General features: G+C 68.7%; 22 protein-coding genes. 10 read left to right on the top strand and 12 right to left on the bottom strand.

The genetic code is table 11. The features are described from left to right. The first annotated feature begins 61 nt into the window (after positions 1–61). The 4 genes from AC1DFR_RS04540 (at position 62) to AC1DFR_RS04525 (ending at position 7,815) form a co-directional block, all read left to right on the top strand. Positions 62–1,165, top strand: coding sequence for a fatty acid desaturase family protein (locus AC1DFR_RS04540; RefSeq protein WP_476872003.1), 1,104 nt, complete (start codon positions 62–64; stop codon positions 1,163–1,165). A 164-nt stretch (positions 1,166–1,329) separates the two neighbouring features. Further along, positions 1,330–2,295, top strand: a complete 966-nt coding sequence (locus tag AC1DFR_RS04535) for a quinone oxidoreductase family protein (RefSeq protein WP_476849474.1) — start codon at positions 1,330–1,332, stop codon at positions 2,293–2,295. Positions 2,296–2,408: 113 nt separating this feature from the next. Next, positions 2,409–6,341, top strand: coding sequence for a Pls/PosA family non-ribosomal peptide synthetase (locus tag AC1DFR_RS04530; protein WP_476872831.1), 3,933 nt, complete (start codon positions 2,409–2,411; stop codon positions 6,339–6,341). A gap of 49 nt (positions 6,342–6,390) precedes the next feature. Continuing rightward, positions 6,391–7,815 carry a M1 family metallopeptidase gene (locus tag AC1DFR_RS04525; protein ID WP_476872004.1) on the top strand — a complete coding sequence of 475 codons (1,425 nt, stop codon included), beginning with the start codon at positions 6,391–6,393 and terminating at the stop codon, positions 7,813–7,815. Positions 7,816–7,834: 19 nt separating this feature from the next. Here the strand turns inward: AC1DFR_RS04525 and AC1DFR_RS04520 are convergent, their stop codons facing one another. Genes AC1DFR_RS04520 through pheS form a run of 3 tightly spaced genes read right to left on the bottom strand, consistent with a single transcriptional unit; the run spans position 7,835 to position 12,234 of the window. After that, on the bottom strand, positions 7,835–8,581 hold the full coding sequence (locus tag AC1DFR_RS04520) for a 4'-phosphopantetheinyl transferase family protein (protein WP_476872816.1): 747 nt from the start codon (positions 8,579–8,581) through the stop codon (positions 7,835–7,837). Between the two features lie 45 nt (positions 8,582–8,626). Continuing rightward, entirely contained in the window at positions 8,627–11,170 is a 2,544-nt protein-coding gene (gene pheT, locus AC1DFR_RS04515; RefSeq protein WP_476856413.1) for a phenylalanine--tRNA ligase subunit beta, read from the bottom strand. Between the two features lie 2 nt (positions 11,171–11,172). Further along, complete coding sequence (gene pheS, locus AC1DFR_RS04510; RefSeq protein ID WP_028277258.1) at positions 11,173–12,234, bottom strand: phenylalanine--tRNA ligase subunit alpha; 1,062 nt, start codon at positions 12,232–12,234, stop codon at positions 11,173–11,175. Positions 12,235–12,487: 253 nt separating this feature from the next. Here pheS and AC1DFR_RS04505 point away from each other — a divergent pair, with 253 nt between their 5' ends. Both AC1DFR_RS04505 and AC1DFR_RS04500 read left to right on the top strand, forming a co-directional pair. Then, positions 12,488–12,955 (top strand): hypothetical protein, encoded by a 468-nt coding sequence (locus tag AC1DFR_RS04505; RefSeq protein ID WP_476872815.1) that lies wholly within the window; start codon positions 12,488–12,490, stop codon positions 12,953–12,955. 1 nt (position 12,956) lies between these two features. Next, complete coding sequence (locus AC1DFR_RS04500; RefSeq protein ID WP_476872814.1) at positions 12,957–13,595, top strand: SIMPL domain-containing protein; 639 nt, start codon at positions 12,957–12,959, stop codon at positions 13,593–13,595. 82 nt (positions 13,596–13,677) lie between these two features. Here the strand turns inward: AC1DFR_RS04500 and pcp are convergent, their stop codons facing one another. Together pcp and map are read right to left on the bottom strand one after the other, a co-directional pair. Continuing rightward, positions 13,678–14,319, bottom strand: coding sequence for a pyroglutamyl-peptidase I (pcp, locus tag AC1DFR_RS04495; protein WP_476872813.1), 642 nt, complete (start codon positions 14,317–14,319; stop codon positions 13,678–13,680). Between the two features lie 111 nt (positions 14,320–14,430). Beyond that, the gene (gene map, locus AC1DFR_RS04490; RefSeq protein WP_476872812.1) at positions 14,431–15,213 is read right to left on the bottom strand and encodes a type I methionyl aminopeptidase; all 783 of its coding nucleotides are present in this window, start codon (positions 15,211–15,213) and stop codon (positions 14,431–14,433) included. A gap of 63 nt (positions 15,214–15,276) precedes the next feature. On the opposite strand from map, the gene AC1DFR_RS04485 reads away from it, so the two are divergent. Next, entirely contained in the window at positions 15,277–15,579 is a 303-nt protein-coding gene (locus tag AC1DFR_RS04485) for a helix-turn-helix domain-containing protein (RefSeq protein ID WP_028277253.1), read from the top strand. Between the two features lie 103 nt (positions 15,580–15,682). Continuing rightward, complete coding sequence (locus AC1DFR_RS04480; protein ID WP_476872811.1) at positions 15,683–16,810, top strand: Rv2578c family radical SAM protein; 1,128 nt, start codon at positions 15,683–15,685, stop codon at positions 16,808–16,810. Positions 16,811–16,901: 91 nt separating this feature from the next. Here AC1DFR_RS04480 and AC1DFR_RS04475 read toward each other — a convergent pair whose 3' ends face one another. The 4 genes from AC1DFR_RS04475 to AC1DFR_RS04460 form a co-directional block, all read right to left on the bottom strand. Further along, entirely contained in the window at positions 16,902–18,275 is a 1,374-nt protein-coding gene (locus tag AC1DFR_RS04475; protein WP_223917215.1) for an NAD(P)(+) transhydrogenase (Re/Si-specific) subunit beta, read from the bottom strand. Further along, positions 18,272–18,655, bottom strand: coding sequence for an NAD(P) transhydrogenase subunit alpha part 2 (locus tag AC1DFR_RS04470; RefSeq protein ID WP_476872810.1), 384 nt, complete (start codon positions 18,653–18,655; stop codon positions 18,272–18,274). Before AC1DFR_RS04470 ends, AC1DFR_RS04475 begins: the two co-directional genes overlap by 4 nt. Beyond that, positions 18,655–19,797 (bottom strand): Re/Si-specific NAD(P)(+) transhydrogenase subunit alpha, encoded by a 1,143-nt coding sequence (locus AC1DFR_RS04465; RefSeq protein ID WP_476872809.1) that lies wholly within the window; start codon positions 19,795–19,797, stop codon positions 18,655–18,657. Before AC1DFR_RS04465 ends, AC1DFR_RS04470 begins: the two co-directional genes overlap by 1 nt. A gap of 88 nt (positions 19,798–19,885) precedes the next feature. Continuing rightward, positions 19,886–20,350 carry a (deoxy)nucleoside triphosphate pyrophosphohydrolase gene (locus AC1DFR_RS04460; protein ID WP_290370340.1) on the bottom strand — a complete coding sequence of 155 codons (465 nt, stop codon included), beginning with the start codon at positions 20,348–20,350 and terminating at the stop codon, positions 19,886–19,888. 206 nt (positions 20,351–20,556) lie between these two features. On the opposite strand from AC1DFR_RS04460, the gene AC1DFR_RS04455 reads away from it, so the two are divergent. Further along, positions 20,557–21,765: an MFS transporter gene (locus AC1DFR_RS04455; RefSeq protein ID WP_476872808.1), complete on the top strand. Its 1,209-nt coding sequence runs from the start codon at positions 20,557–20,559 to the stop codon at positions 21,763–21,765. A 235-nt stretch (positions 21,766–22,000) separates the two neighbouring features. Here AC1DFR_RS04455 and AC1DFR_RS04450 read toward each other — a convergent pair whose 3' ends face one another. Continuing rightward, positions 22,001–22,921: a cation diffusion facilitator family transporter gene (locus tag AC1DFR_RS04450; protein WP_079551287.1), complete on the bottom strand. Its 921-nt coding sequence runs from the start codon at positions 22,919–22,921 to the stop codon at positions 22,001–22,003. 229 nt (positions 22,922–23,150) lie between these two features. Between AC1DFR_RS04450 and AC1DFR_RS04445 the strand changes: the two genes are divergently transcribed. After that, positions 23,151–23,420 carry a GlsB/YeaQ/YmgE family stress response membrane protein gene (locus AC1DFR_RS04445; protein ID WP_230010760.1) on the top strand — a complete coding sequence of 90 codons (270 nt, stop codon included), beginning with the start codon at positions 23,151–23,153 and terminating at the stop codon, positions 23,418–23,420. A gap of 149 nt (positions 23,421–23,569) precedes the next feature. On the opposite strand, the gene AC1DFR_RS04440 is transcribed toward AC1DFR_RS04445, so the two are convergent. Continuing rightward, entirely contained in the window at positions 23,570–24,466 is an 897-nt protein-coding gene (locus tag AC1DFR_RS04440) for a TrmH family RNA methyltransferase (protein ID WP_476872807.1), read from the bottom strand. A 65-nt stretch (positions 24,467–24,531) separates the two neighbouring features. Beyond that, positions 24,532–25,002, bottom strand: coding sequence for a 50S ribosomal protein L20 (rplT, locus tag AC1DFR_RS04435; RefSeq protein ID WP_028277244.1), 471 nt, complete (start codon positions 25,000–25,002; stop codon positions 24,532–24,534). Positions 25,003–25,004 lie beyond the last annotated feature (2 nt).

Below are 25,004 nucleotides of genomic sequence, written 5' to 3'. Positions count from 1 at the left end.
ACCGTGCAGCTGCGAATGTCAGCTGCAGCGTTGCCCGTAACCGTGACGAGGCAAGCGCCCTATGACCGCCACTTCCACCCTTCCCGCCGAAACGCCGGCGCGGCCGCCATCGCGGGTCCGGCAGCCCAACGCCGTCGTCCTGAGCTACTCGGAACTCCTCAAGAGTGTGAAGACGGCCGGCCTCCTCGAACGGCGCGTCGGATTCTACATCACGGTGTTCGCCAGCCTGGTGCTCCTGATGGCCGCCACCTGGTTCGGGTTCGCGCTGATCGGTGACAGCTGGTTCCAGCTCCTGATCGCCGCCGCCCTGGGCATCATCTGCACGCAGTTGAGTTTCCTGGCCCACGAGGCCGGGCACCGGCAGATCTTCGCGTCCCGCCGTGCCAACGACTGGGCAGCACGCCTGCTCGCCACCTCCGTGGCCGGGATCAGCTACTCCTGGTGGGAGCAGAAGCACGGCGCGCACCACAACCACCCGAACGTCATCTCCAAGGACCCGGACATCGCGCCCGGCCCCATCGCCTTCCACCCCGAAGCCGTAGCCGACCGCCAGGGACGCCTCGCGTTCCTGACCCGCAAGCAGGGCTGGTTCTTCTTCCCGCTCCTGTTCCTGGTGGGCCTGGGACTGCAGATCGATTCCGTGAAATTCATCGTCCGCCGGGCCAAGGTCACGCACCGCTGGGTCGAAATCCCGATCCTCGCGGTCCGGCTCAGCCTCCTGCCGGTCCTCGCGTTCACCTTCCTGCCGCTGGGCATGGCGTTCGCCTTCATCGGCGTCCAACTGGCCGTGTTCGGCTTCTACATGGGCGCGTCCTTCGCGCCGAACCACAAGGGCATGCCGGTGCTGCCGGCCGACAGCCGGGTGGACTTCTTCAGCCGCCAGGTCCTGACGTCCCGGAACATCTCGGGCGGCCGCTTCATGGACATCCTGCTCGGCGGCCTCAACCGCCAGGCCGAACACCACCTCTTCCCGGACATGGCCCGCCCGCAGCTGCACCAGGCCGCCAAGATCGTCCGCGAGTACTGCGCCAGGCACCAGGTCCCGTACACGGAAACCACGCTGATGCAGTCGTACGCCATCATTGTCCGCTACCTCAACGACGTCGGACTCGCCGCCGGCCGCCACTTCGAATGCCCGATGGCAACGGTAACCCGCCGCTACTAAAGGACGGACCGCCGGCGGCCGCGCAGGACCTGCCACCTCCTGGCAACGTCGGCCCAAACATCACGTGACGGCTGGTTACGGAAGGCCCCTTCATGGTTACCCCCGGTGTCCCTAGGATGGACCCAGGGACCGGGACAGAATTCCCCGCCCGGAAAAGGAGCCACATGATGCACGCAATCGTCGCCCGCCAGGCCGGCGGCCCCGAGGTCCTCGAACTCGACAAGACAGCCCGGCCCGTTCCCGGGCCTGGCCAGCTGCTGGTCAAGGTCGCGGCCGCGGGCGTGAACTTCATTGACACCTACAAGCGCAGCGGCGTCTACAAGGTCAGCTACCCCTTCACGCCCGGCTCCGAGGCCGCGGGCACCGTGGAGGAGGTCGGCGACGCCGTCACCGGGTTTGCTCCCGGTGACCGGGTGGCCACGGCCGAGGGCGCTGACTGCTACGCCGGCTACGCACTTGTCGATGAGGACAAGGCCCTCCCGGTTCCCGACGGTCTGGATGATTTCACCGCCGCGGCGCTGCCGTTGCAGGGCGTGACGGCCCACTACCTGATCAACTCCACCTTCAAGGTCGAGTCCGGCCACACCGTGCTGCTTCACGCCGGCGCCGGCGGTGTGGGGCTCCTGATGATCCAGTTGCTCAAGGCCAGGGGCGCCAACGTCATCACCACCGTTTCGACTGACGCGAAAGAGCAGCTGGCCCGCGAAGCCGGCGCCGACCACGTGCTGCGCTACGACGGTTTGGCCGACCGGGTCCGGGATCTGACCAACGGCACGGGCGCGGATGTGGTGTACGACGGCGTCGGGAAAGACACTTTCGACGCCTCCCTGGCGTCCCTGCGCATCCGGGGCATGCTGGTGCTCTTCGGCGCAGCGTCCGGCCCGGTCCCGCCGTTCGACCCGCAGCGGCTCAACGCCGGCGGCTCGCTGTACCTCACGCGGCCCACTATGGGCCATTACCTGCGCGACGCCCGGGAACGCCGCTGGCGCTCCGACGAAGTCTTTGCCGCCGCTGCCGACGGCAGCCTCAAGGTCAGGATCGGCGCACGCTATCCTCTCGGCGAGGCAGCCCGTGCCCACGAGGACCTTGAACAGCGCCGCACCACCGGCAAAGTCATCCTCGTCCCCTAAGCTGCACGGTCCCCCAAGCCGTACGGCAACACCATCCGTTCATCTCCTGCAGGGACAATGCGCCAGTGACCGAGCAACGACTGACCCCCAGTGAAGCCCCCGACGCCGGTGCGGTGCAGAGTCTTCCCGCTCCCCGTCCCACCGTCCACGAGCCCCAGCTGCCGGGCGCCCTCTCCGCCCCGCCGGAGCGCACGCTGATAGACATCGTCCGGGATACTGCCGCCCGGTACCCGGACGCTTCGGCGCTCGACGACGGCCACCGTTCGCTCAGTTACGCCCAGCTCATGGACGAGGTCCGGGCCACCGCCCGGAAACTGCACCTCGCCGGGCTGGGTGCCGGCGACAAGATCGGCGTCCGGATCCCGTCGGGCACCAACGAACTCTACGTCTCGATCCTGGCGGTGCTGCTGGTCGGTGCGGCCTATGTCCCCGTAGACGCCGACGATCCCGACGAACGGGCCAAACTGGTCTTCGGGGAGGCGAGGGTGGCCGGCATCCTCCGCGCCGGCGGGAAGATTGTCACGGACAGCAACCGCCCCCGCCCGTTCCCCGCCGCGAGGCCGCCGGGCCCCGACGACGACGCGTGGGTCATTTTCACCTCCGGCTCCACCGGCACCCCCAAGGGCGTCGCGGTCCGGCACCGCTCGGCCGCCGCGTTCGTGGACGCCGAGGCCCGCATCTTCCTGCAGGCCGATCCGGTGGGCCCGCAGGACCGGGTGCTGGCCGGCCTGTCCGTTGCCTTCGATGCCTCCTGCGAGGAAATGTGGCTCGCGTGGCGCCACGGCGCCTGCCTGGTTCCGGCACCCCGGGCGCTGGTACGGACCGGGATGGACCTCGGCCCCTGGCTCATCAGCCACGGCATCACCGTGGTCTCCACTGTCCCCACACTGGCCGCTCTCTGGCCCGTGGAGTCGCTGGAAAGTGTCCGGCTGCTGATCTTCGGCGGGGAGGCGTGCCCGCCCGACCTTGCCGAACGGCTCGCCGTCGAAGGACGCGAAGTATGGAACACCTACGGGCCCACCGAGGCTACCGTGGTCGCGTGCGCCGCGCAGCTCGGCGCGCCCGGCCCCATCCGGATCGGCCTGCCGCTGGACGGCTGGGACCTCGCCGTCGTCGACGCCGATTCGCTGCCCGTCGCCGAAGGCGCGGTGGGCGAACTGATCATCGGCGGCGTGGGGCTGGCCCGGTACCTTGACCCGGTCAAGGACGCGGAAAAGTATGCCCCCATGCCGTCCCTGGGCTGGCCGCGCGCCTACCGCTCCGGCGACCTCGTCAGGTACGAAGCAGAAGGCCTCATTTTCCAGGGCCGCGCCGATGAGCAGGTCAAGCTCGGCGGCCGCAGGATCGAGCTCGGCGAAATCGACGCCGCCCTGCAGTCCCTGCCGGATATCGCCGGCGCCGCGGCCGCCGTGCAGACCACCGCGGCCGGCAACCAGATCCTGGTCGGCTACCTTGCCGCCGTCGCGGGCCGGGACATCGACCTCGCGGCCGCCCGTGAACTGCTGGGCGAACGCCTGCCCGCGCCCCTCATTCCGCTGCTGACGCTCGTCGATTCGCTGCCGACCAAGACCAGCGGCAAAGTGGACCGCCACGCCCTGCCCTGGCCGCTCAGTGGAACCGGAGCGGCGGAGGCCGAAGGTGCCCCGCTGAACCTGCCGGAGGACGCGCAGTGGATCGTGGAGCAGTGGAGCGCCGTGCTGGGAAGCCCGGTCACCAGCCTCGATGCCGACTTCTTCGCCTACGGCGGCGGCTCGCTGGCCGCCGCGCAGCTCGTGTCCGCCCTCCGCGTCCGCTATCCCACCATCACGGTGGCCGATATCTACGCGACACCCCGGGTGGGCGCCCTGGTGGACGAGGCCCGGCAGTCGCTGCCGGAGGGTGGTGCCGTCGCCGCCCAGGAGCGCACCGTCCGGCCCACCGCGCGGAAGTCACAGGCCTTCCAGACGCTCCTGGGCGTTCCCTTGCACATCCTGGTTGGCATGCGCTGGCTGACCTACCTGATGGCAGCCAACAACCTGCTGGCCGCCTTCGCCGGATTCAGCGCAGCGCCAACGATCTCATGGTGGTGGGTGGGAGCTTCCTGGCTGGTCTTCGTCAGTCCCGCCGGGCGGATGCTGCTCTCCGTCGCCGCCGCCCGCATCCTGCTGCGCAACGTGGTGCCTGGCACCTATCCCCGGTCCGGGCGGGTGCACCTCCGGCTCTGGCTCGCGGAACAGATCCAGGACCTGGCCGGCGCCATCAGCCTCGCCAGCGCGCCCTGGGTGCCCTACTACGCGAAAGCGCTCGGGGCGAAGATCGGCGAGAACGTCCAGCTGCACTCGCTGCCGCCCGTCACCGGGATGCTGACCCTCGGCACAGGGTCCAATATCGAGCCCGAAGTCGATCTGTCCGGCTGGTGGATCGACGGCGACCGTGTCCACATCGGCGCCATCCGGATTGGCCCCGGCGCAAGCGTGGGGGCCCGCAGCACGCTGATGCCGGGAGCCACGGTGGGTGCCGGGGCGCAGGTGGAGCCGGGTTCCGCTGTGATCGGCAAGGTCAAGGCGGGACAGCTCGTGGCCGGGTCGCCGGCCGAGCGCCGTGGCAAGGCCCGGCACTCGTGGCCGGACTCCCCGGACGAGCACCGGCTGATGGGCCGGTTGTGGTTCGCCGGTTTCGCCGCCGCCTCCGCCATGCTGGCGCTCATCCCCTACGTCTCCGCCGCCGTCGCGGGCTTGGTGATCTTCGCGTTCATCCAGGGCAGCTCCTCACTGCCCGCGGCCCTGCCCGGCATAGCGCTGTCGATCCCGCTGGCGGCGCTGGCATGGTTCCTGACCAACCTGCTGCTGATCCTGGCCACGACGAGGCTCCTCAGCGTCGGCCTCGCTGAAGGCTACTACCGGGTCCGGAGCCGGATCGGGTGGCAGGTCTGGGCGACCGAGCGGGTACTGGATCTGGCCCGGGATCTGCTGTTCCCGATCTACGCCAGCCTCTTTACGCCGGTCTGGCTGCGGCTTCTCGGTGCGAAGGTCGGCCGCAACGTGGAGGCCTCGACAGTGCTGCTGATCCCGCGCATGACCACCGTGGGCGAGGGCGCGTTCCTGGCCGACGACACGATGGTGGCGTCCTACGAACTCGACGGCGGCTGGATGCACATAGCACCGGCCAAGATCGGCAAGCGGTCTTTCCTGGGCAACTCGGGCATGACGGCGGCCGGGCGCAGCGTGCCCAAGAACTCCCTCGTGGCGGTGTTGTCCGCGACGCCGGCCAAGGCGAAGTCCGGCACATCGTGGCTCGGCAGCCCGCCGGTGCGGCTGCGGCGCACCGCCATCGCCTCGGACGACACGCGGACCTACCAGCCGCCGCGGAGGCTGAAGGTCGCGCGGGCCCTGTGGGAGCTGTGCCGGTTCGTCCCGGTCATGCTGACGGTCGTCATCGCCGTCGGTGTGATGCTCGCGTTCGACGCGATGGCGGCCCTCTTCAACTACGGAGTCGCCGCTCTCCTGAGCGGGGTGGTGATCCTGCTCGCCGGGGCCACGGCCGCGGGCAGTGCTGTCGTGGCCAAGTGGCTGCTGGTGGGCCGCATCCGCCCCGGCGAGCACCCGCTGTGGAGTTCCTTCATTTGGCGGAACGAGGTAGTGGACACGTTCATTGAGATGGTCAGCGCCCCGTGGTTCGCGCGCGCTGCCACGGGGACGCCGGCTCTGGTGTGGTGGCTGCGGGCACTCGGCGCGAAAATCGGTGCCGGGACCTGGTGCGAAAGCTACTGGCTGCCGGAGGCGGACCTTGTCACCCTTGGCAGGAATTCGACCGTCAACCGCGGGTGCGTGGTCCAGACCCATCTGTTCCATGACCGTGTCATGAGCATCGACACTGTTACGCTCGATGACGGAGCCACCATGGGCCCGCACGGCGTCATCCTGCCGCAGGCCAGGATCGGCAGCGGCGGCACGGTGGGGCCGGCATCCCTCGTCATGCGGGGCGAAACCGTCCCTGCCGGGACGTACTGGATGGGCAATCCGGTCAGCCCCTGGGACGGGCCGGCACCGCCCGCAGGGCCCCGTTAGGCCCGGCGCCTGCGCACGTCAACCAGCACCACAACCGAAGGTCCGTCCATTGAGCACCAGCGCACCAAGCAGCAGCGGCGCCGCCGCCCGCGGGGACATCAGCGGGGAAATCAGCCGCGAAATCAGCCGGGCCACGAGCCCGGAGGCCGGCGCCCCGGACCCCTATATGCCCGGCCACGGGACCAATGCCTACCGCGTCACCCGGTATGAACTCGATCTGGACTACCGGGTCAGCAGCAACCGCCTTGCCGGGCACGCCGTCCTGCACGCCATCACGCAGCTCCCGACGTCGGCGATCGTCCTGGACCTGGCCGGCTTGCGGGCCACGAAGATCCAGCTCAACGGGCGCAGGGTACGCCGGTTCACGCAGCGGGCCGAGCAGCTCGTTGTCTACCCCGACAACCCGCTGCTCGCCACCGAGGCCTTCACGCTGGACATCCGCTATGAGGGGTACCCCGCGCCGCGCCGCGGTGTGTGGGGCGAAGTGGGCTGGGAGGAGCTCTCCGATGGGGTGCTGGTCGCCGGGCAGCCCAACGGGGCAGCCTCCTGGTTTCCGTGCAATGACCACCCGCGGGACAAAGCGAGTTACCTCATCACCGTGACCACCGACGCGAACTACCGGGCCGTGTGCAACGGGGTGCTGCTCTCCCGCACCAGCAGGGCCAGCCGCGAGACCTGGGTCTTTGAGCAGGCCGAACCCATGGCCACCTACCTGGCCACGGTCCAGATCGGCCGCTACGGGCTCCTGACGCTCAATGCCGACCGGCCCTCAGGGCACGTTCCGCAGTATGTGGCCGTGCCGGCGTCGCTGCAGGCGGGCGCCCGGGCCGCCCTGGCCCGCCAGCCCGACATGATGCGGACCTTCACGAACTGCTTTGGGCCGTACCCGTTCCCGGAGTACACGGTGGTGGTCACCGACGACGTCCTGGAAATCCCGCTGGAAGCGCAGACACTGTCCATCCTGGGGCCCAACCATCTGCGGCAGGACTGGGAATCACAGCGGATGATCGCCCACGAACTCGCCCACCAGTGGTTCGGGAACTCCCTGACTACTGCGACCTGGAAGGACATCTGGCTGCACGAGGGCTTTGCCTGCTACGCGGAATGGATCTGGTCTGAAGAGGCCGGCATCATGTCGGCGGCGGCCCGCGCGCGCGCCGCCTGGCGCAAGCTCGCCGCTGCCCCGCAGGACCTGATGGTGGGCGACCCCGGCCCCGAACTGATGTTTGACGACCGGGTCTACAAACGCGGCGCCCTGGCGCTGCACGCCCTGCGGGTACGCTGCGGCGACCTGGCGTTCTTCGCCCTGCTGCACGACTGGACGGACCGCTTCCGGCACGGCACCGTGACCACCGCCGACTTCATCGTCGCGGCCGCCCACACGACGGGCCTGGACGCAGAGGCCCTGTTGCACCCCTGGCTGTTCGCCGACGCCCTGCCGCCGCTCCCGCAGGCAACGCCGCCCAAGATCTGATCAGGGGCCGGAGCCCTGACTAGGGAAGGACCGCCAGGGCGACGGCTGCCACGAGGTCAGCGGGCAGGCCCGTCTCTGCCGGCGGCAGGTCCCGGAGCCCTGCGCGGCCGTTCACTGTTGGCGCCAGCACGTCCAGGGTGTCCGGGGCCGTCTGCAGCCCGGTGCCCAGCATTTTGAGCCAGGCCTCCTTGCGCGCCCACAGGCGCGCCCTGCCCTGCAGCAGCGCGATGCCGGCCAGCCCGGCGAGGTGCCGTTGTTCCGCCGGGGTCAACACGACGTCGTCGAACCCGTCGAAGTCCGCCCGGGCAGGATTCTCGACGTCGATGCCCAGGTGCTCGCCCGGGTCCGGGTCCACGACCCCGGCCAGAAGCGTCCAGCCGGCCGCACGGGACAGGCTCAGCAGCAGCGGCGCCGCGAGGCCCCGGAGCAGGTAGCCGGGCCGGCCGTGTGAGATGTCCGCGCCGGTGCCGCACCGAGGGCAGCTGTACCAGGCGGTGAGGTCCGACGCCGGAACGCCGAGCAGGCCGGCGGCGAACCGGCGCTGCGCGAGCCGCCCGTGCAGGAAGTCCTCCCGGGTCCGCGGGGTCATGGCCCGGGCCCGGACGAGTTCGGCCCCGTCCAGCAGGGAGCGGGAGTCGCGTTCCAGCTCCGGTTCCGGGTAAAGGGCTGGTGCCGCGTCCACTGTCGCCCCCAGGTCCCTGGGAACACGGGGGTCGCCGGGAACGCGAAAGGGCGGGCAGGCACGCACAACAAGGTGTGATGCCATGACCCGCCCCTTTCAGAAACGTCTGCGCTGTGACCAGCGCAGTCCTCAGCGCTGCACCGCTCCGAATCGTTCGTGGGCGGCGGCCACGGCACCTTCACGGGCCTCCGAGGCCTCGTCCGCCGTCAGGGTGCGGTCGTCGGCGCGGAAGCGCAGGCTGAACGCCAGCGACTTCTTTCCTTCTTCGATGCCCTTGCCCGCGTAGACATCGAACAACGCGACGTCCTCGAGCAGTTCGCCGGCGCCTTCACGCAGCGCAGCCAGCACCTCCCCGGCCGGGACGTCCTGCGCCACCACCAGGGCCACGTCCTGCGTGGCCACCGGGTACGTCGAGATGTGCCGGGCCACGATCACGTCGGCGGCTGCCTCGAAGAGGGCGTCGGCGTTCAGTTCCAGTGCCACGGAACGGGCCGGCATGTCGTGCGCCGCCAGCAGCTTCGGGTGCAGCTCGCCGGCGTAGCCCACCACTTCGCCGGTGCGCAGTTCAAGCTGCGCCGCCCGGCCCGGGTGGAAGGCCTGATGCCGGCCCTGCGTGACCAGGAGCTCGACGCCGATCACGTCGCCGGCGATCCGGGCGATGTCCACCGCGTCCGCCCAGTCCCAGGCCCGCGGGGCGTGGCCCGGGGCAGCGGGAGAGTCGTGCCCCGTGAGCACGGCGGCGAGGTGCAGCGGCTGGTCCGGGACGCCGTCGTACAGGGCATCGAGCACGTCGTCGCCGGGCTTGACGCCGAGCGGCGGAATCGCGGAGGTGCCAAGCTTCTCGCCCGGCAGGAACACGAGCCCGGCCTCGAAAAGGGCGAGGTCGCGGAAGCCGCGGGAGTGGTTGCGCTTGGCAACCTCGATCAGGCCCGGCAGGACGGAGGTCCGCAGGAAGCCGTGCTCCTCGCTGATCGGGTTGGCCAGCTTGAGGGCCTTGCGCTCCGCACCTTCGGCGGGGACGCCAAAGGTGTCATTGGCGGCCTTCGAGACGAACGGATACGCCAGCACCTCGGTGAGTCCGGCGTCGGCGAGGGCCTGGATCAGGCGGCGGCGCTGCTGCTGGACGCGGGTCAGGCCACGGCCCGGGGGCGCCACAGGCAGGGTCGCCGGGATCTTGTCGTAGCCGACCAGCCGGGCGATTTCCTCGGTGAGGTCGTCCTTGGTCTCGAGGTCCTGGCGCCAGCTCGGGGCGGTCACCGTGTAGCCGTTGCCGGTCTTGGCAACGACGGCGCCGAGGTCCTCGAGCGAGGTCAGGATCTGTTCCTCGGTGAAGTCGATCCCGATCCGGGCTGCCGCGTACTCTGCCGGCAGTTCGATGGTGACGGCGTCCGGCGCGGTCCCGACGTCGGTCCCGGCCTCGTCGGCCGTTCCGCCGGCGAGTTCGACCAGCAGGTCCACCACACGCTGGGCGGCCACGTCGGCCACCTGCCAGTCCACGCCGCGTTCGAAGCGCTTGGACGCCTCGGAGGGCAGCTTGTGCCGGCGGCGGGCACGGGCGATCGAGACCTCGTCGAAGTGCGCGGCCTCGACCAGGACGTTCGTGGTGGTGTCCGAGACTTCGGTGTGGGCACCGCCCATGACACCGGCGATTCCGATGGGCCCGGATTCGTCCGTGATCAGCAGATCCTCGACGTCGAGCGTGCGCTCCTTGTCGTCCAGGGTGGTGATCTTCTCCCCCGCCGTGGCCCGCCGGACCACGATGTCGCCGGCCAGCTTGTCCAGGTCATAGCAGTGGTTCGGCTGCCCGAGCTCGAGCATGACGTAGTTGGAGATGTCCACCGGCAGGGAGATGGACCGAATGCCGGCGAGCCGGAGACGGGAGGTCATCCACGGCGGGGTGGGCCGGGTGGCATCGACACCGCGCACGGTGCGTGCCACGAAACGGTCGCAGCCGGGCTTGCCGTAGATGGGGGCGTCGTCGTTGAGCTTGACGCCATAGCCGCCGGAGAGCGACTGCGGAACCTGGACCTTGGAGACCGGGTCCGTGAACACGGTGCCGGTGGCGTGCGCGTATTCACGGGCCGCACCGCGGATGGAGAAGCAGTAGCTGCGGTCAGGGGTGACGTTGATTTCGGCGGCCTGGTCGTAGAGGCCGAGCAGTTCCATCGCGTCGGTGCCCAGTTCCGGGTCGAGGCCGATCCGGGACAGCACCAGGATGCCGTCGTGGTCCTCCCCGATGCCGAGTTCGCGGACGGAGGCGATCATGCCGGCAGAGAGGTGCCCGTAGGTCTTGCGCGCGGAGATCCGGAAGTCGCCCGGCAGCACGGCGCCCGGGAGGGTGACCACCACCTTGTCGCCTTCGACGAAGTTGTGGGCGCCGCAGATGATGCCCTGCACGCCGGAGGGATCGATGCCGGCGCCCGTCAGGGTCTGCTCACTGCCCTCGGGGACAACCCGGACCTGGCACCAGTTGATGGTCTTGCCGTTGGACTGGGGTTCCTTGACGATGCTGAGCACCTGGCCCACCACGATCGGACCCTGGACGGCGTCCGTGGGCCGGTGGACTGCTTCTTCTTCGAGCCCGACCTTGACGAGCTCGGCCATGACGTCTTCGGCCGTCGCTTCGGCCGGTACCTGCGCGAATTCGCGCAGCCATGAAAGTGGGATACGCACTGTTAGATCTCCATCCCGAAGTGCTCGCTGAAACGTACGTCGCCTTCAATCATGTCGCGCATGTCGCCAACCTCGTTGCGGAACATGAGGGTGCGTTCGATGCCCATGCCGAAGGCAAAGCCTGAATAGATGTCCGGGTCGATCCCGGCCGCGCGCAGGACATTGGCGTTGACCATGCCGCAACCGCCCCACTCGATCCAGCTGGGGCCGCCCTTGGCGCCCGGGTGCCAGATGTCCAGCTCCGCGGAGGGCTCGGTGAACGGAAAGTAGTTGGGCCGCAGCCGGATCTGGGCTTCCGCGCCGAACATCTGGCGTGCGAAGTGCTCCAGGGTGCCGCGGAGGTCCGCCATGCTCAGGTTCTTGTCGATGGCCAGGCCCTCGAACTGGTGGAACACGGGGGTGTGCGTCGCGTCGAGCTCGTCCGTGCGGAACACCTTGCCCGGGCACAGCACATAGATGGGCAGCTCCCGTTCCAGCATGGAGCGGACCTGCACCGGCGAGGTGTGCGTGCGCATGAGCAGGTGGGCCTCGGGCGGCTCGACGAAGAACGTGTCCTGCATGTCGCGGGCGGGGTGGTCCGGCTTGAAGTTCAGGGCATCGAAGTTAAACCATTCGGACTCGACCTCGGGCCCTTCGGCGATTTCCCAACCCATGCCGACAAAGATGTCCGCCACGCGGTCCTGCAGCGTGGACAGCGGGTGCCGTGCACCGGCCGTGCGCCGGCGCGGCGCTGCCGTGACATCCACGGTCTCTTCGACGAGGATCCGCGCGTCGTTCTCGGCCTCGAGCGCGACCGTGCGGTCCGCGAGCGCCTTGTTGACCCGTCCCCTCGAGGCGCCCATGAGCTTGCCGGCGGCGGCCTTCTGGTCCTTGGGCAGCGCGCCGATCTCACGGTTGGCGAGGCTCAGGGCGGACTTCTCGCCCGTGTGGGCGAGGCGCACGGCCTTGAGTTCATCGAGGGTCGCGGCGGCGGCGATGGCGGCAACGGCCTGGTCTACGGCGGCGGTAATAGCGGCTTCATCCAGAGGATTCGGGACGGCTGCGTCCGGCAAAGTTTCAGTCATCTACTGTTCTTAGCTACGAGTCGGATCATGCCAACAGCGTGCGCCGGGCACAGGGCACGGCGCAGGTTCTCGGCAAGGCTTGTGGTCACTGTCCCCAGTCTAGTAGACGGCCGTCGGCGGCATGGCACGGCCGCCCCGCACGTGACGCAGCGGTGCCGGCTGCACCTGGGCACGCCAACGCCGGGATTCCAAGGGCACGGGACATCCCGGCGGACCCCTGACCGCCGGGCACACCCCCGGCTACCATGGCCTCATGACGCCCGGACAACGGCTTCGCCAGATCGCCAACCTGCTCAACGGCTCCACCCTGCTGGGCCTGCTGCTGGCAGCCTGTGCGCGGACAACCGTCAGCTCCGGTCCGCGCGGATTGCTGATCGCTGGCCGCTACCGCTGGCGGTTGCCGTTTGCTGCGGCCTTCACGGTGGGCAACGTGATCCTCTTCCGGGCCGGACCGGAATCCGCCCGCGCCAATCCAGTGCTGCTGGGCCACGAGGAGCGCCACAGCACCCAATACGCCTGGTGCCTCGGGCTGCCCTTCCTTCCGCTGTACTTCATGGCCGCCGGCTGGTCCCTCTGGCGCACGGGCAACCCGGGCAGCGCCAACATCTTCGAGCGGCACGCCGGCCTGGAAGCGGGCGGCTACCCCCGGCCCGGCCTGCCCGGAACCAGACCACGCACGCACCGCAGAATGGGCACCGCCCCCGAACGTTACGAGGCCTGACATGACAGACAACCCCCGAAGCATCTCCGTTGCAGGAACCGGCAGCGCCGAGGCGGCGCCGGACCTGCTGACCGTGTCGATCGGCGTTGAATGCCGCCGCGAGACCGTGGCCGAGGCCTACGGCGAGGCCGGAACACGGTCGGCCGCCATCACGTCGGAGCTCCGGCAGCACGGCGTGGACAGCGCGGACTTGTCCACCTCGGGGCTGAACGTCCGGGCCGAGCTGAACTGGCAGGATGGCCGGGGCCAGACCGTGACCGGCTATCTGGCCTCCAGCACGCTCACCGTCAGGATCCGCGAGTTGTCCGCGTCCTCGCAGATCCTTGCCGCGGCGGTTGCTGCCGGCGGCGACGCCGTCCGGCTGAACGGGCTGACCCTCGGCTTCGCCGACCCCTCGGCCGTGGAGGCCCGGGCCCGGGAGGCCGCCTGGCAGGACGCCCGCACCACTGCCGAGCATTACGCCGCCCTCGCGGGAACCGGGCTGGGCAGGGTCCTGTCCCTCACCCAGCACACCGGCTTCCAGGCGCCGATCCCCGTGGCGAAGATGCAGCGGGAAGCGGCGGTGGCCTCACTCACCGTCGAGGCCGGTGAGTCGGGCGTCACCGCCACCATCGGCGTCGTCTGGGAACTGCTGGAATGATTGTCCAGTAATTGTGGAAGCAGTTGTTTCGCGTCGCCGACGGCGGCCGCCACGGGCTCGGGCGGCGGATGACCGGTTTGGGCTAGTGGGTTGCGCCGGCAGGGAGCTTGAGATCCGCCGTCGTCGCCAGCGCAGTGCGCACGACGACGGCGAGCGCCGCCGCCATCTGGGCGGCCGGCAGCGAGGGGGCACTGCTTCCGGCCGGAAGCTGCGTGTCCTGGTAGGGGACGTGGACAAAGCCTCCCCTGGTGCCCGGACGTAGCCGCAGGGCGTGCATGAGCGTGTAGAAGACGTGGTTGCAGACATAGGTCCCGGCACTTTGGGACACTTCGGCCGGGATCTGCTCTGCGGTCAACGCCGCGAGCGCCGCCTTGACGGGCAGCGACGTGAAATAGGCTGCCGGTCCGCCCGGGACTACGGGTTCGTCCACGGGCTGATTGCCGGCATTGTCCGGAATCCGGGCGTCGTCACAATTGATGGCCACCCGTTCCAGCGAGATGCGCGCCCTCCCGCCGGCCTGGCCGGCGCACAGCACAAGCTCCGGCGTGAAACGCTCGAGGGCCTCCGCCAGCACCTGGGCCGACTCGCCGAAGACGCATGGCAATTCCACCGCCTGGACATCCAGCCCTTCGGATTGGAGCAGCCGTGCCGCCGAACGGGCCGCTGCCCACGACGGATTGGCCGTATCGCCGCCAAATGGCTCGAACCCGGTCAGGAGAATCATCGCCCCAGCCTAACAATCCGCCGCCCCACTGCCCGGCAAGGCGCCACCCCCGCGGCACCCTTAACCCGGCCCCGTCCACACTTGGCCGCCAGGGCAGGTGTCGCTCCGGCCTCACGCGTCTGTCCGCGTCGGCAGGGTGAGGATTTCGGCCCCGTCGTTGGTGATGGCGATCGTGTGCTCACTGTGTGCAGTCCGGCAGCCGGTCGCACTTCGGAGCGTCCACCCGTCGGCGTCGGTGATGAGTTCAGCGGTGTCGGCCATGACCCATGGCTCCAGGGCGAGCAGCAGCCCGGGGCGCAGCTTGTAGCCACGGCCTGGCCGTCCGGTGTTGGGAATGTGCGGGTCCTGGTGCATGGTCGATCCGATGCCATGGCCCCCGAACTCGGTGTTGATCGGGTACCCCGCCTCGCCAAGGACTGAGCCGATGGCATGGGAGATGTCGCCGATCCTGGCTCCGGGCCGGGCAGCGGCTATCCCTGCGCTCAACGCGCGCTCGGTCGCGCTGATCATCGCGACGCCTTCCGGGGGCTTTGAGCCGCCCACGATGAAGCTGATGGCGGAGTCTGCTGCGACTCCCCGCTTGGAGACGGCGAGGTCGAGTGTCAGCAGGTCGCCGTCGGCCAGCGTGTAGTCGCGTGGGAGTCCGTGGAGCACGGCATCGTTGACGGCCGTGCAGATGTAGTGTCCGAACGGCCCGCGGCCGAAGGACGGCTCGTAGTCGACGTAACAGGACTGCGCACCAGTCTCGGCGATCATGGCCTGCGCCCATCGGTCGAGGTCCAGGAGGTTCGCGCCGACCGTGCTGCGGTTCTTCAGCGTCTGCAGGATGTCAGCGACAAGGGCGCCTGCTTCTTTGGCCCGGGCAAGTTCGGTGGGATTCAGGATCTCGATCATGCGGCGCCTTTCTCACGCGTCCAATAACTATACCGGTCATATTATCCCGGTATAATCGAAGCCATGGTCAGGTTGCCCCTCACATTCGCAGAGATCGAGCGCGGACAGCGCCTCGGCGCCCTGTTGCGCCGCGCCAGGGGGGAACGTTCGATGCTCGACATCGCGCTCGATGCACGCGTCTCACCGGAAACCCTCCGGAAGATCGAGACGGGCCGCGTAGCGACCCCCGCCTTCCCGACCATCGCCGCTATCGCCGGCGTCCTCGGACTCTCCCTCGATGCGGTGTGGGCCGAGGTCAACCAGACCAAACGCGCCACTGAACCAACCGGCCCTGATCACAACGCCCGTGAGCGGCTGGCTTCGTAAGCCTCGATCCCGCAGCTGCGCAGGCCGCCCCATGCTGCAACCGGCCGCCGCCTCGCCCGTCAGCATCCTTGACATTCAGTCGAACATATATTCGAATGTAGGCATGAGATGGGACGCACAAGCACTTGAGCGCGGCGATTCCCCGGCCGCCGCTTCGCCCACGGCTGCCCTGCTGCCCCTGGCCGGACTCGTGCGGACGGTTTCCACCCCGGAGTTTGCCGGGGTCACCTTCCATGAGGTCACCGCCAAATCGGTGCTCAACAAGGTGGTCGCCGGTTCGCGGATGCCGTTCGACTGGACCGTCAACCCCTACCGCGGCTGCAGCCACGCCTGCGTCTACTGCTTCGCGCGCAAGAGCCACACCTATCTGGACTTCGACGCCGGACTGGACTTCGACAGCCAGGTGGTAGTCAAGATCAACGCCGCCGAGATCCTGCGCAAGGAGCTGGCCAAGCCCTCCTGGCGGCACGAGCACGTGGCCCTCGGCACCAACACGGACCCGTACCAGCGCGCCGAGGGCCGCTACCAGCTCATGCCCGGCATCATCGGTGCCCTCGCCGATTCCGGCACTCCCCTGTCCATCCTCACCAAGGGCACGCTCCTTGCCCGGGACATCCCGCTGCTGAAGCATGCCGCGGCCCAGGTGCCGGTGGGCGTGGGCATCTCGCTGGCCATGACCAACGAGCAGCTGTCGGAAGCCGTGGAACCGGGCACGCCTGGGCCACGTGCCCGGCTGAAGCTCATCTCCCGTCTGCGGGAAGCGGGCCTGCCCTGCGGCGTCATGGCCATGCCCATCCTGCCGTGGCTCTCCGACAGCGACGACGCCCTCGACTCCCTCTTCGGGGCCCTCGCGGCGGCCGGTGCCACAGGGGTCACGGCCGGTGCGCTGTACCTGAAGCCGGGCACCCGTGAATGGTTCATGCAGTGGATCGCCCGGGAACATCCGCACCTGGCGGGAAAGTACCGCCGCCTGTACGGCAGCGGGTCGTACGCATCCAAGGAATACCGCGCCTGGCTGGCAGGGCGGGTCCGGTATTTCAAGGACCTGCACGGCTTCTCCGGCTCGCAGGGCTTCAGCCACCGGGACCTGGACGGGGGCAGCGACCATGACAACGCCCGGGAGGAAGAAGCCCAGTACCCGGCCGGGAGCATCCCGGACACCGCGGGGCACGCAAACCCACGCCACGCCGGCGCCATCCGTTCCGACGCGGCCCAGCCCACACTGTTTTGAAGCCAGCTCCACCTCAAGCACACAGAGCCATGTGCTCCCCTGCGCAGTCAGCCGGAGCGGAAAATGCCCTGAGCCGCCGGGCGCAGGATGCCTAAAGTGCCTTGACTGCGCCGAGCACCCTGGCCAGCGAATCCTTGGCGTCCCCGAACAGGAGCGTGGTCTTGGGATCGTGCAGGAGCTCATTCTCGATGCCGGCAAACCCCGGGCGCATAGACCGCTTCAGGAACACGACCTGCTGGGCCTGCACCACTTCCAGGATCGGCATCCCGTAAATCGGCGAACCCGGCGAGGACTTGGCCGCCGGGTTGACGACGTCATTGGCCCCGACTACCAGAACGATGTCCGTGGTCGCGAATTCGGGATTGACTTCCGCGAGCTCCCGCAGTGACTCGTACGGCACGTTGGCCTCTGCCAGCAGCACGTTCATGTGGCCCGGCATGCGTCCCGCCACGGGATGGATGGCGAACACGACGTCCACTCCGCGGGCGCCCAGTGCCGTGGCAAGCTCCGCCACAGTGTGCTGGCCCTGGGCCACGGCGAGCCCATAACCGGGAACGATCACCACCCGCTGGGCGTAGCCGAGCTGGACGGCAATGTCCTCCGGGGACGAGGAACGCACTGGCCGGTCGCTCAGGGCGGTCGAACCCGCCGTCGAGCCGCCCTTGAACGCCCCGAACATGATTCCGCCGACTCCGCGCCCCATGGCCGAGGCCATGACCTTGGTCAGGATGGTGCCGCTCGCGCCCACGAGCGTCCCGGCGACCAGGAGCAGGACATTGCCCAGGACCACGCCGGACGCTGCCACCGCCAGCCCCGTGAACGCATTGAGCAGGGAGATCACGATCGGCACGTCCGCCCCGCCCACGGGCAGCACCAGGAGCAGCCCGGCGGCGAGGCCCAGGCCCAGCAATGCGAGCGACCAGCCCAGCGACCCGGTCAGGACCACCAGAGCTCCTGAGATGACCGCCCCCAGCAGGACGGCCCCCATCACCCAGGGCATGCCGGGAAACAGCAGCGGACGGGTGCTGATGAGCTCCTGCAGCTTGCCCACGGTCACCGCGGAGCCGGCGAAGGACACCGCGCCAACCAGCATGGTGAAGACGACGGCCAGGCGGACCCAGGGATCTTCCTGGTGGCCAAGTTCCAGTACGGCGACGAGCGCCGCGGCCCCGCCTCCGACGCCGTTGAAGAGCGCCACGAGTTGGGGCATCTGGGTCATCTGCACCCGTCGCGCCACGGGGAAGGCTATCGCGGAGCCCACGGCGATGGCCGCGAGGATGAGTGGAACATTTTCCAGCCGCGCGGAGAGGAAGACGGTGACGACGGCGAGGAGCGCCCCGGCCGCGCCGATGGCGTTGCCGCGGCGGGCAGTTCGTGGCGAGCTGAGGCCCTTGAGCGCCAGGATGAAGCAGACGGCGGCCACAAGGTAGAGCAGGGCTGTCCATTCGGGGCTCAGGAGGCTCATTTGGACTCCCCCGCCGAGTCGGCGGAGCTCCCCTCGCCGGGGTGTCCTTCGCCCGCGGTTCCGCCAGCTGTGGCGGCGCCGCTTGGGGCGGGGATGCGTGTCCGTTTGTGGGCGCTGAACATCTCCAGCATCCGGTCCGTGACCACAAAGCCACCCACCAGGTTGACGGTGGCCAGGACGACTGCCAGGAGCGCGATGCCGAGGACCCACGGGTCACTGGCCTGTCCGGCCACGATGATGGCGCCGACCAGGATGATGCCGTGGATGGCGTTGGCGCCGGACATGAGCGGTGTGTGCAGTTTGCTGGTGACCTTGGAGACGACTTCGAAGCCAACGAACACCGCGAGCACCACCACGGTCAGCAACACGACGGGGCCCATCACGCCTCCCTTTCCAATGCTTCCGCGGTGGGGGCGTGCCGCACCGTGCCGCCGTGGGTCAGGCACGTTCCGGCGACCACGTCGTCGTCGAAGTCCGGGGCCACCGAGCCGCAGTCGGTCATGAGCGCGAGGAAGTTGCTGACGTTCCGGGCGAAAAGCCGGGACGCGTCCGAGGGCATGGCGGATGCCGCGTCCTGCAAACCCACGAGCGTGACCGATCCGCCGTCGACCGGCACCTGCACGTCCTGGCCGGCGATCACGCCTTCGACGTTGCCTCCGGATTCCGCGGCGAGGTCGACGACGACAGACCCTGCCCGCATGCCGGCCACCATGGCGGTGGTCACCAGCAAGGGAGCGGCCCGGCCGGGGATGGCGGCCGTCGTGATCAGGACGTCCGCCGCCGCGACATGCGGGGCCAGGAGGCTGCGTTGGCGTTGCGCCCGGTCCTCGCCGAGGGCACGGGCGTAGCCTCCGGTTCCGTCTGCCGCCGCATCGATGTCAAGGTTGATGAACGTGCCGCCCATCGAGGCGACTTCCTCGGCGGAGGCGGCCCGGATGTCGTTGGCCGAGACCCGGGCGCCGAGCCGCTTTGCCGTGCCGATCGCCTGCAGCCCGGCGACGCCGGCCCCAAGGACGAGCACCCTCGCCGGCGGGATGGTACCGGCGGCGGTCATGTAGAGCGGGAAGAACCGCGGGTAGCGGACGGCGGCTTCCAGCACGGCGCGGTAGCCCGTGACCAGGGACTGGGAGCTGAGCGCATCCATGGACTGCGCCCGGGAGATCCGCGGAAGCAGCTCCAGGGCGAACGAGGTGATCCTGGCAGCGGCGAGTGTCCGGACGGTCGGCAGCTCCGAGGACGGCGATGCCAGCCCGATGGTGACGGTGCCAGGCCGCAGCCGGGCCGCGGCCTCCGGGGTGAGCGGGCGGACATGCAGCAGGACGTCCAGGGCCTCCAACGGGAGCTCGGAGATGACCGTCGCGCCGGCCTCCTTGAATGCGGCGTCGGCGAAGCCGGCTTCGGTGCCGGCACCGCTCTCGACCAGGAGATGGAGCCCGAGCGCCGTCAGCTGCCGGGCCGTCTCCGGTGTGGCCGCGACGCGGCGTTCTCCGGCTCGCTGCTCTCGTCCGACACCGACCTGCACGGGCCACTCCTCTCGGTTGGGATCAGAGTAGGCACATGCCTGACCGTTTGGCGAGAGGCGGGCTCCCGAAGCGCGGCGGCGAGTCCGGTCAGCGGCCCAGGCCCGCTTCCACTCCGCGCGGCCCTGTGGCCTGCACAGCCGCCAGGAGGGCCTCGACGATGGGGAGGTCCGCCGGGATCCACGGCAGGTCCAGGACCCCTGCCGGATTGCGGAGGTCGAGCCAGCGCAATTCGTCATGGTCCTCCAGCGGCCGGGGTTCTCCCTGCGCGAGCTCCGCGAACCAGACCCTCATCGCCGCCTTCGCGTTGAGCGGCCAGCCCGCGGCAGTTTCCGCGGGCAGCTCCGCCCCGAGCCGCACCAGCACGCCCAGTTCTTCCCGGAGCTCGCGGTGCAGGGCGTCCTCGGCGGCCTCGCCTGGTTCGACTTTTCCGCCCGGGAACTCCCACATTCCGGCAAACTGCGGCGGCGCCGTGCGCCGGGCCACAAGGAGCATGCCCGGGTCGGCCAGGGAGTCCACTACTGCGCCGCCAACGACGCCTATGAGTCCAGTCACGCCCTCAAGTCTAAGGCGGGCGCAGGGTCCGGCGCCCGGGGGCCGGGGCCAGGGCCAGGGCCAGGGCCAGCCCAGGTAGGGGACAATGGTGGAGGCGGCCGCCACGACACCTTCCGGAATATTCGGCGTCCCCTCCCGGTTCTTAAAAGCATATTTATCTGTCCGATCCATCCGGCCTCTCCCGGAAAATCTCTCCGAAAAGACGAATGACAACCACCACACACGCCCCGGCGCCGACCAAGTCCGGCACCCGTCACGTTGCCCTGGCAATCATTGCCCTCGCGATGGGCGGCTTTGGCATCGGCACCACGGAATTCACCATGATGGGCCTGCTCAAGGAGATCGAACAGGGCCTGAACATCAGCACGCCCGAGGCGGGTCACCTGATTTCGGCCTACGCCCTCGGCGTCGTGATTGGCGCGCCGGTGCTGGCCGCGGTCGGGGCCAAACTCCCGCGGAAGTATCTGGCCCTCGGGCTCATGCTCTTCTTCAGCATCGCCAACCTCAGTTCCTTCCTCGCCCCGGACTACGGCTCCATGCTGGTGTCCCGGTTCGCCGCGGGACTCCCCCACGGCGCCTTCTTCGGGGTCGCGGCCGTGATTGCCGCTTCCCTGGTGGCGCCGACCAAGCGGGGCTGGGCCATTTCGATGGTCATGGCCGGGCTGACGGTGTCCAACGTCATTGGCGTCCCCTTCGCCACCTGGCTGGGCCAGAGCTACGGGTGGCGGCTGCTGTTCCTGCTGGTGGGCCTGATCGGCATCATTACGCTGTTCATGCTGTGGAAGTTCGTCCCGTTCCAGAAACCGCACGCCGATGCCAGCTTCCGCAGGGAGCTCGGCGCGCTCAAGCGGCTGCAGGTGTGGCTTGCCATCCTGGTCGGCATCGTCGGCTTCGGCGGGTTCTTCGCGACCTACACCTACATTTCGCACACCATGACCTCCGTCGCCGGCCTCCCGGCGGCCTGGCTGCCGCTGGTCGTGGCCCTGTACGGCGTGGGCATGGTGGTGGGCAACATCGTTGGCGGCCGGATCGCCGACAAATCCGTCATGGGCACGATTTACTGGGTCCTGCCCGGCACGGCGGTGGCACTCGTGGTTTATGCCGTGGGCGTCCACTGGGCCTGGTCCGCGCTGGTCATGGTGTTCGTCGTTGGCGCCGCCGGGTCCATGCTCGTTCCCGCCCTGCAGACCAGGCTGCTCGATGCGTCCCCTGATGCACCGTCGCTGGCCTCCTCGCTGAACCATGCTGCGCTCAACGTCGCCAACGCCCTCGGTGCCTTCCTGGGCGGCCTGGTGATCGCCTGGGGCTGGGGCTACGTCGCCCCCGCGCTCGTGGGCGCCCTCCTGGCCGTGCTGGGTCTCGGGGTCGCCGCCTTCAGCGGCGCCGTGGAACGCCGGCGGCCGCTGGCCTCCTAGCCACCCCGCCACCCGCCACCCGCCAGAACAGCCGCGGCCGAACAGCCTCGGCCGCGGTACCCCGCCAACGGCAGAGGAAGAGGCCGAGGCAGCAGGGTGCAGATGCTCCAAAAAGAACAGCAGTCCTGTCCAGTGATGCACTGGGCAGGACTGCTGTTCTGTTGAGGGGCTGCCGTTCCATCTGGCGGCTGCCGTTCTCCCTATGGGCTTCCGTTCTCCCTGTGGGCTGGGCGGCTCAGGGGGCGCTGACGCGCTGCACATCCGGTTCCAGATAGATGACCCGGGCAATCGGGACGGCTTCCCGAACCCGGACCTCCGCGTCATCAATCGCCTTCGCAATGTCCTGGCCCGAGTCCGAGCGGCCGATGCTGATCTTGGCCGCCACCAGCAGCTCCTCGGGGCCAAGGTGCATGGTCTTGAGGTGAATGATGCTGGTGCCGCCGGCCTCGATCGCGCTGCGGATCTTGGCGACGTCATCGCGGGTGGCCGACTCGCCCAGCAGCAGGGACTTGGTTTCCATGGCCAGCACCACGGCGATCGCCACGAGCAGCAGACCGATCATCGCGGTACCGAGGGCGTCCCAGATGCCGTTCCCGGTCAGGAGCGTCAGGCCCACGCCGAAGAGCGCGAACACCAGGCCCACGAGGGCGCCGAAGTCCTCGAGCAGGATCACCGGGAGTTCCGGCTGCTTGGCGTTGCGGATGAACTTAACCCAGCTCTGCTTCCCACGCAGGGGGTTGGATTCGATGATCGCTGTCCGGAACGAGAACGACTCGGCAATGATCGCGCCGATCAGGACGGCCAGCGGCACCCACCAGAAGTCACCTTCGATGGCGTGCGGGTGCTGGATTTTTCCCCAGGCCTCGTACAGTGCGAACAGGCCGCCGACGCTGAAAAGCACAATCGAAACGATGAAGGCGTAGATGTAACGCTCGCGGCCGTAGCCGAAGGGGTGCTCGGGGCTGGCTTCCCGCTTTGCGCGTTTGCCGCCGAGCAGGAGCAGCAGCTGGTTGCCGGAGTCTGCGAGGGAGTGAATCGCCTCGGCCAGCATGGACGAGGACAGCGTCAGAAAGTAGGCGACGAACTTCAAAACGGCGATGGTCAGGTTTGCGGCCAGCGCCGCGAGAATCGCCTTGGTACCGCCATTTGCAGCCACGTGAGCTTCTCCTTATGGGGTTCTTCCGGGGTGTATGCGAACACCGGAAGAACCCAGCGCCCACAAGGAATACCGTACCGGTTTCCGGCCGGCGCCGAACCGCGGCGGGGACCAACGCTGCCACGTAACGATTGGGTAGTCCCCTGCTGACAAGCAATCCGCCCTATGTTAGCTTGAAGCCATATTCGGTATTCACAATTTGGATGCCGAAAAATATGTAGGAGGAGACATGGGCTTTCTTGGCTGGATCATTCTCGGACTCATAGTGGGTGCAATCGTCAAGGCACTCTTGCCCGGCAGGGTCGGTGGCGGCTGGGTTACCAGCCTCGTGCTCGGCGTCGTCGGCGCGATTGTTGGCGGCTGGATCGGGGACCTGCTGTTCGGCGGCGGCAAGATGGAATTCTGGAATCTCGGTTCCTGGCTCCTGGCCATCGTCGGTGGCCTCGCGGCCGCGTTCATCTACGGCGCCATCACAGGGCGCAACAAGACCACCACCTAATTCTTCAAGGCACTGGCCGCACACTTTGTGTGGGGGCGGCAGTGACACTACGACGGCGGGGCTCACCATTCGGTGGGCCCCGCCTTTCGTTTGGCCTGCGTTTTTCGGACAGGAATTCCTGCCGGACCCGCTGGTTTCCTGCTGAGCGGCTAGGGGGTTTGCTGGGAGCGGGCGCTGGCGTACAGGCAGACAGTGGCTGCGGTGCCGAGGTTCAGGCTTTCCGCTTCCCCGTACACCGGCACGGCCACCCGGTGGTCGGCCAGCGCGATCTCGTCCTCGGACAGGCCTTGGGCCTCGTTGCCGAAGAGCCAGGCGGTCGGCTGTTCCAACGCGTACTCCGATTCGGCGGCGGATGCCCCCAGGCGGCGGGCCGCGTTCTCGTCCTGGAGACGGTCCAGGTCCAGTTGTCCCTTGCCGTCCGCGGCCAGCACGCCGACGCCACGCTCCCGGCAGCGGGCCACGACTTCCTCGACCTCCGCGCCGAGGACAACGGGCAGATGGAACAGGGAACCCGCCGTCGACCGCACGGCCTTGGGGTTGTAGATGTCCACGCTCGAGCCGGTCAGGATGACGGCGTCGGCGCCGGCGGCGTCGGCCGCCCGCAACACGGTGCCGGCGTTGCCGGGGTCCCGGACCTGGCACAGGACGGCAATCAGCCGCGGGCCGGTGTCGAGCACGTGCTCAAGGCTGACGTCCAGGAAGCCGCAGACGGCAATGATGCCCTGTGGGGTGACGGTGTCCGCCATCGCAGCGATCACTTCGTCGGTTGCGAGGTGCGCGTGGGTTCCCTCGGCCAGCTGCTCCAGCTCCGGGTGGCGATCCAGGCAGGCCTCGGTGGCGTACACCTCATAGACGATGCCGGGCTCCCCCGCAGCGATCCTCTTCCGGTGCAGGACCAAGGCCTCACGGACCGCCTGCGGGCCTTCGGCCAGGAACTCGCGACGCTTTAAACGGGCCGGGCGCCCGGCAAGCTGTGCCACCTTCCTCATCCGATCAGCTCGGGGGTTGGAGAGTGGAAAGTCTTGCGGGCGCCCGGTTTCGTTCATATAAGAACCTTAGTGGCTATTCCAGCCGGCTCTTGAACGAGACAGTCTTTCAACTGCGGGAGGAACTACTTTGCAGCCTCGTCGGCGGCCTTCTTGGCAGCAGGCTTCTTCGCGGGAGCCTTCTTGGCAGCCTTGGGAGCCGGAGCAGCCTCAGCCTGGACGGCCGGAGCGGACGTGTCGGCAGGCAGCGAGTCCTTGGCGACCTTGACCAGCGCGGCGAAGGCGTTGGCGTCGGAAACGGCCAGCTCGGCCAGCATACGGCGGTCAACCTCAACCTCAGCGGCCTTCAGGCCCTGGATCAGGCGGTTGTAGGTCAGGCCGTTGGCGCGGGATGCAGCGTTGATGCGCTGGATCCAAAGACGGCGGAAGTCGCCCTTCTTCTTCTTACGGTCACCATAGCTGTACACAAACGAGTGCAGCAGCTGCTCTTTTGCCTTGCGGTACAGGCGTGAACGCTGTCCGCGGTAACCCTTTGCGCGTTCGAGGATAACCCGGCGCTTCTTGTGGGCGTTAACCGCCCTCTTCACACGTGCCACGT

The organism is Arthrobacter sp. 05T410 (assembly GCF_056396505.1).
Note: the sequence above shows the minus strand (reverse complement) of the source record. Positions and strands in the feature narration are given on the sequence as shown.

Excerpts from the sequence above, each read along its gene's own strand:
- AC1DFR_RS04505 (WP_476872815.1), top strand. The coding sequence starts at position 12,488 with ATGACGCCCGGACAACGGCTTCGCCAGATCGCCAACCTGCTCAACGGC.
- AC1DFR_RS04520 (WP_476872816.1), bottom strand. The coding sequence starts at position 8,581 with ATGGCATCACACCTTGTTGTGCGTGCCTGCCCGCCCTTTCGCGTTCCC.
- AC1DFR_RS04470 (WP_476872810.1), bottom strand. The coding sequence starts at position 18,655 with ATGGGCCCCGTCGTGTTGCTGACCGTGGTGGTGCTCGCGGTGTTCGTT.
- pheS (WP_028277258.1), bottom strand. The coding sequence starts at position 12,234 with ATGACTGAAACTTTGCCGGACGCAGCCGTCCCGAATCCTCTGGATGAA.
- AC1DFR_RS04540 (WP_476872003.1), top strand. The coding sequence starts at position 62 with ATGACCGCCACTTCCACCCTTCCCGCCGAAACGCCGGCGCGGCCGCCA.
- AC1DFR_RS04485 (WP_028277253.1), top strand. The coding sequence starts at position 15,277 with ATGGTCAGGTTGCCCCTCACATTCGCAGAGATCGAGCGCGGACAGCGC.
- pcp (WP_476872813.1), bottom strand. The coding sequence starts at position 14,319 with ATGATTCTCCTGACCGGGTTCGAGCCATTTGGCGGCGATACGGCCAAT.
- AC1DFR_RS04455 (WP_476872808.1), top strand. The coding sequence starts at position 20,557 with ATGACAACCACCACACACGCCCCGGCGCCGACCAAGTCCGGCACCCGT.
- AC1DFR_RS04440 (WP_476872807.1), bottom strand. The coding sequence starts at position 24,466 with ATGAACGAAACCGGGCGCCCGCAAGACTTTCCACTCTCCAACCCCCGA.
- AC1DFR_RS04445 (WP_230010760.1), top strand. The coding sequence starts at position 23,151 with ATGGGCTTTCTTGGCTGGATCATTCTCGGACTCATAGTGGGTGCAATC.
- AC1DFR_RS04535 (WP_476849474.1), top strand. The coding sequence starts at position 1,330 with ATGATGCACGCAATCGTCGCCCGCCAGGCCGGCGGCCCCGAGGTCCTC.
- AC1DFR_RS04480 (WP_476872811.1), top strand. The coding sequence starts at position 15,683 with ATGAGATGGGACGCACAAGCACTTGAGCGCGGCGATTCCCCGGCCGCC.
- AC1DFR_RS04500 (WP_476872814.1), top strand. The coding sequence starts at position 12,957 with ATGACAGACAACCCCCGAAGCATCTCCGTTGCAGGAACCGGCAGCGCC.
- map (WP_476872812.1), bottom strand. The coding sequence starts at position 15,213 with ATGATCGAGATCCTGAATCCCACCGAACTTGCCCGGGCCAAAGAAGCA.
- AC1DFR_RS04475 (WP_223917215.1), bottom strand. The coding sequence starts at position 18,275 with ATGAGCCTCCTGAGCCCCGAATGGACAGCCCTGCTCTACCTTGTGGCC.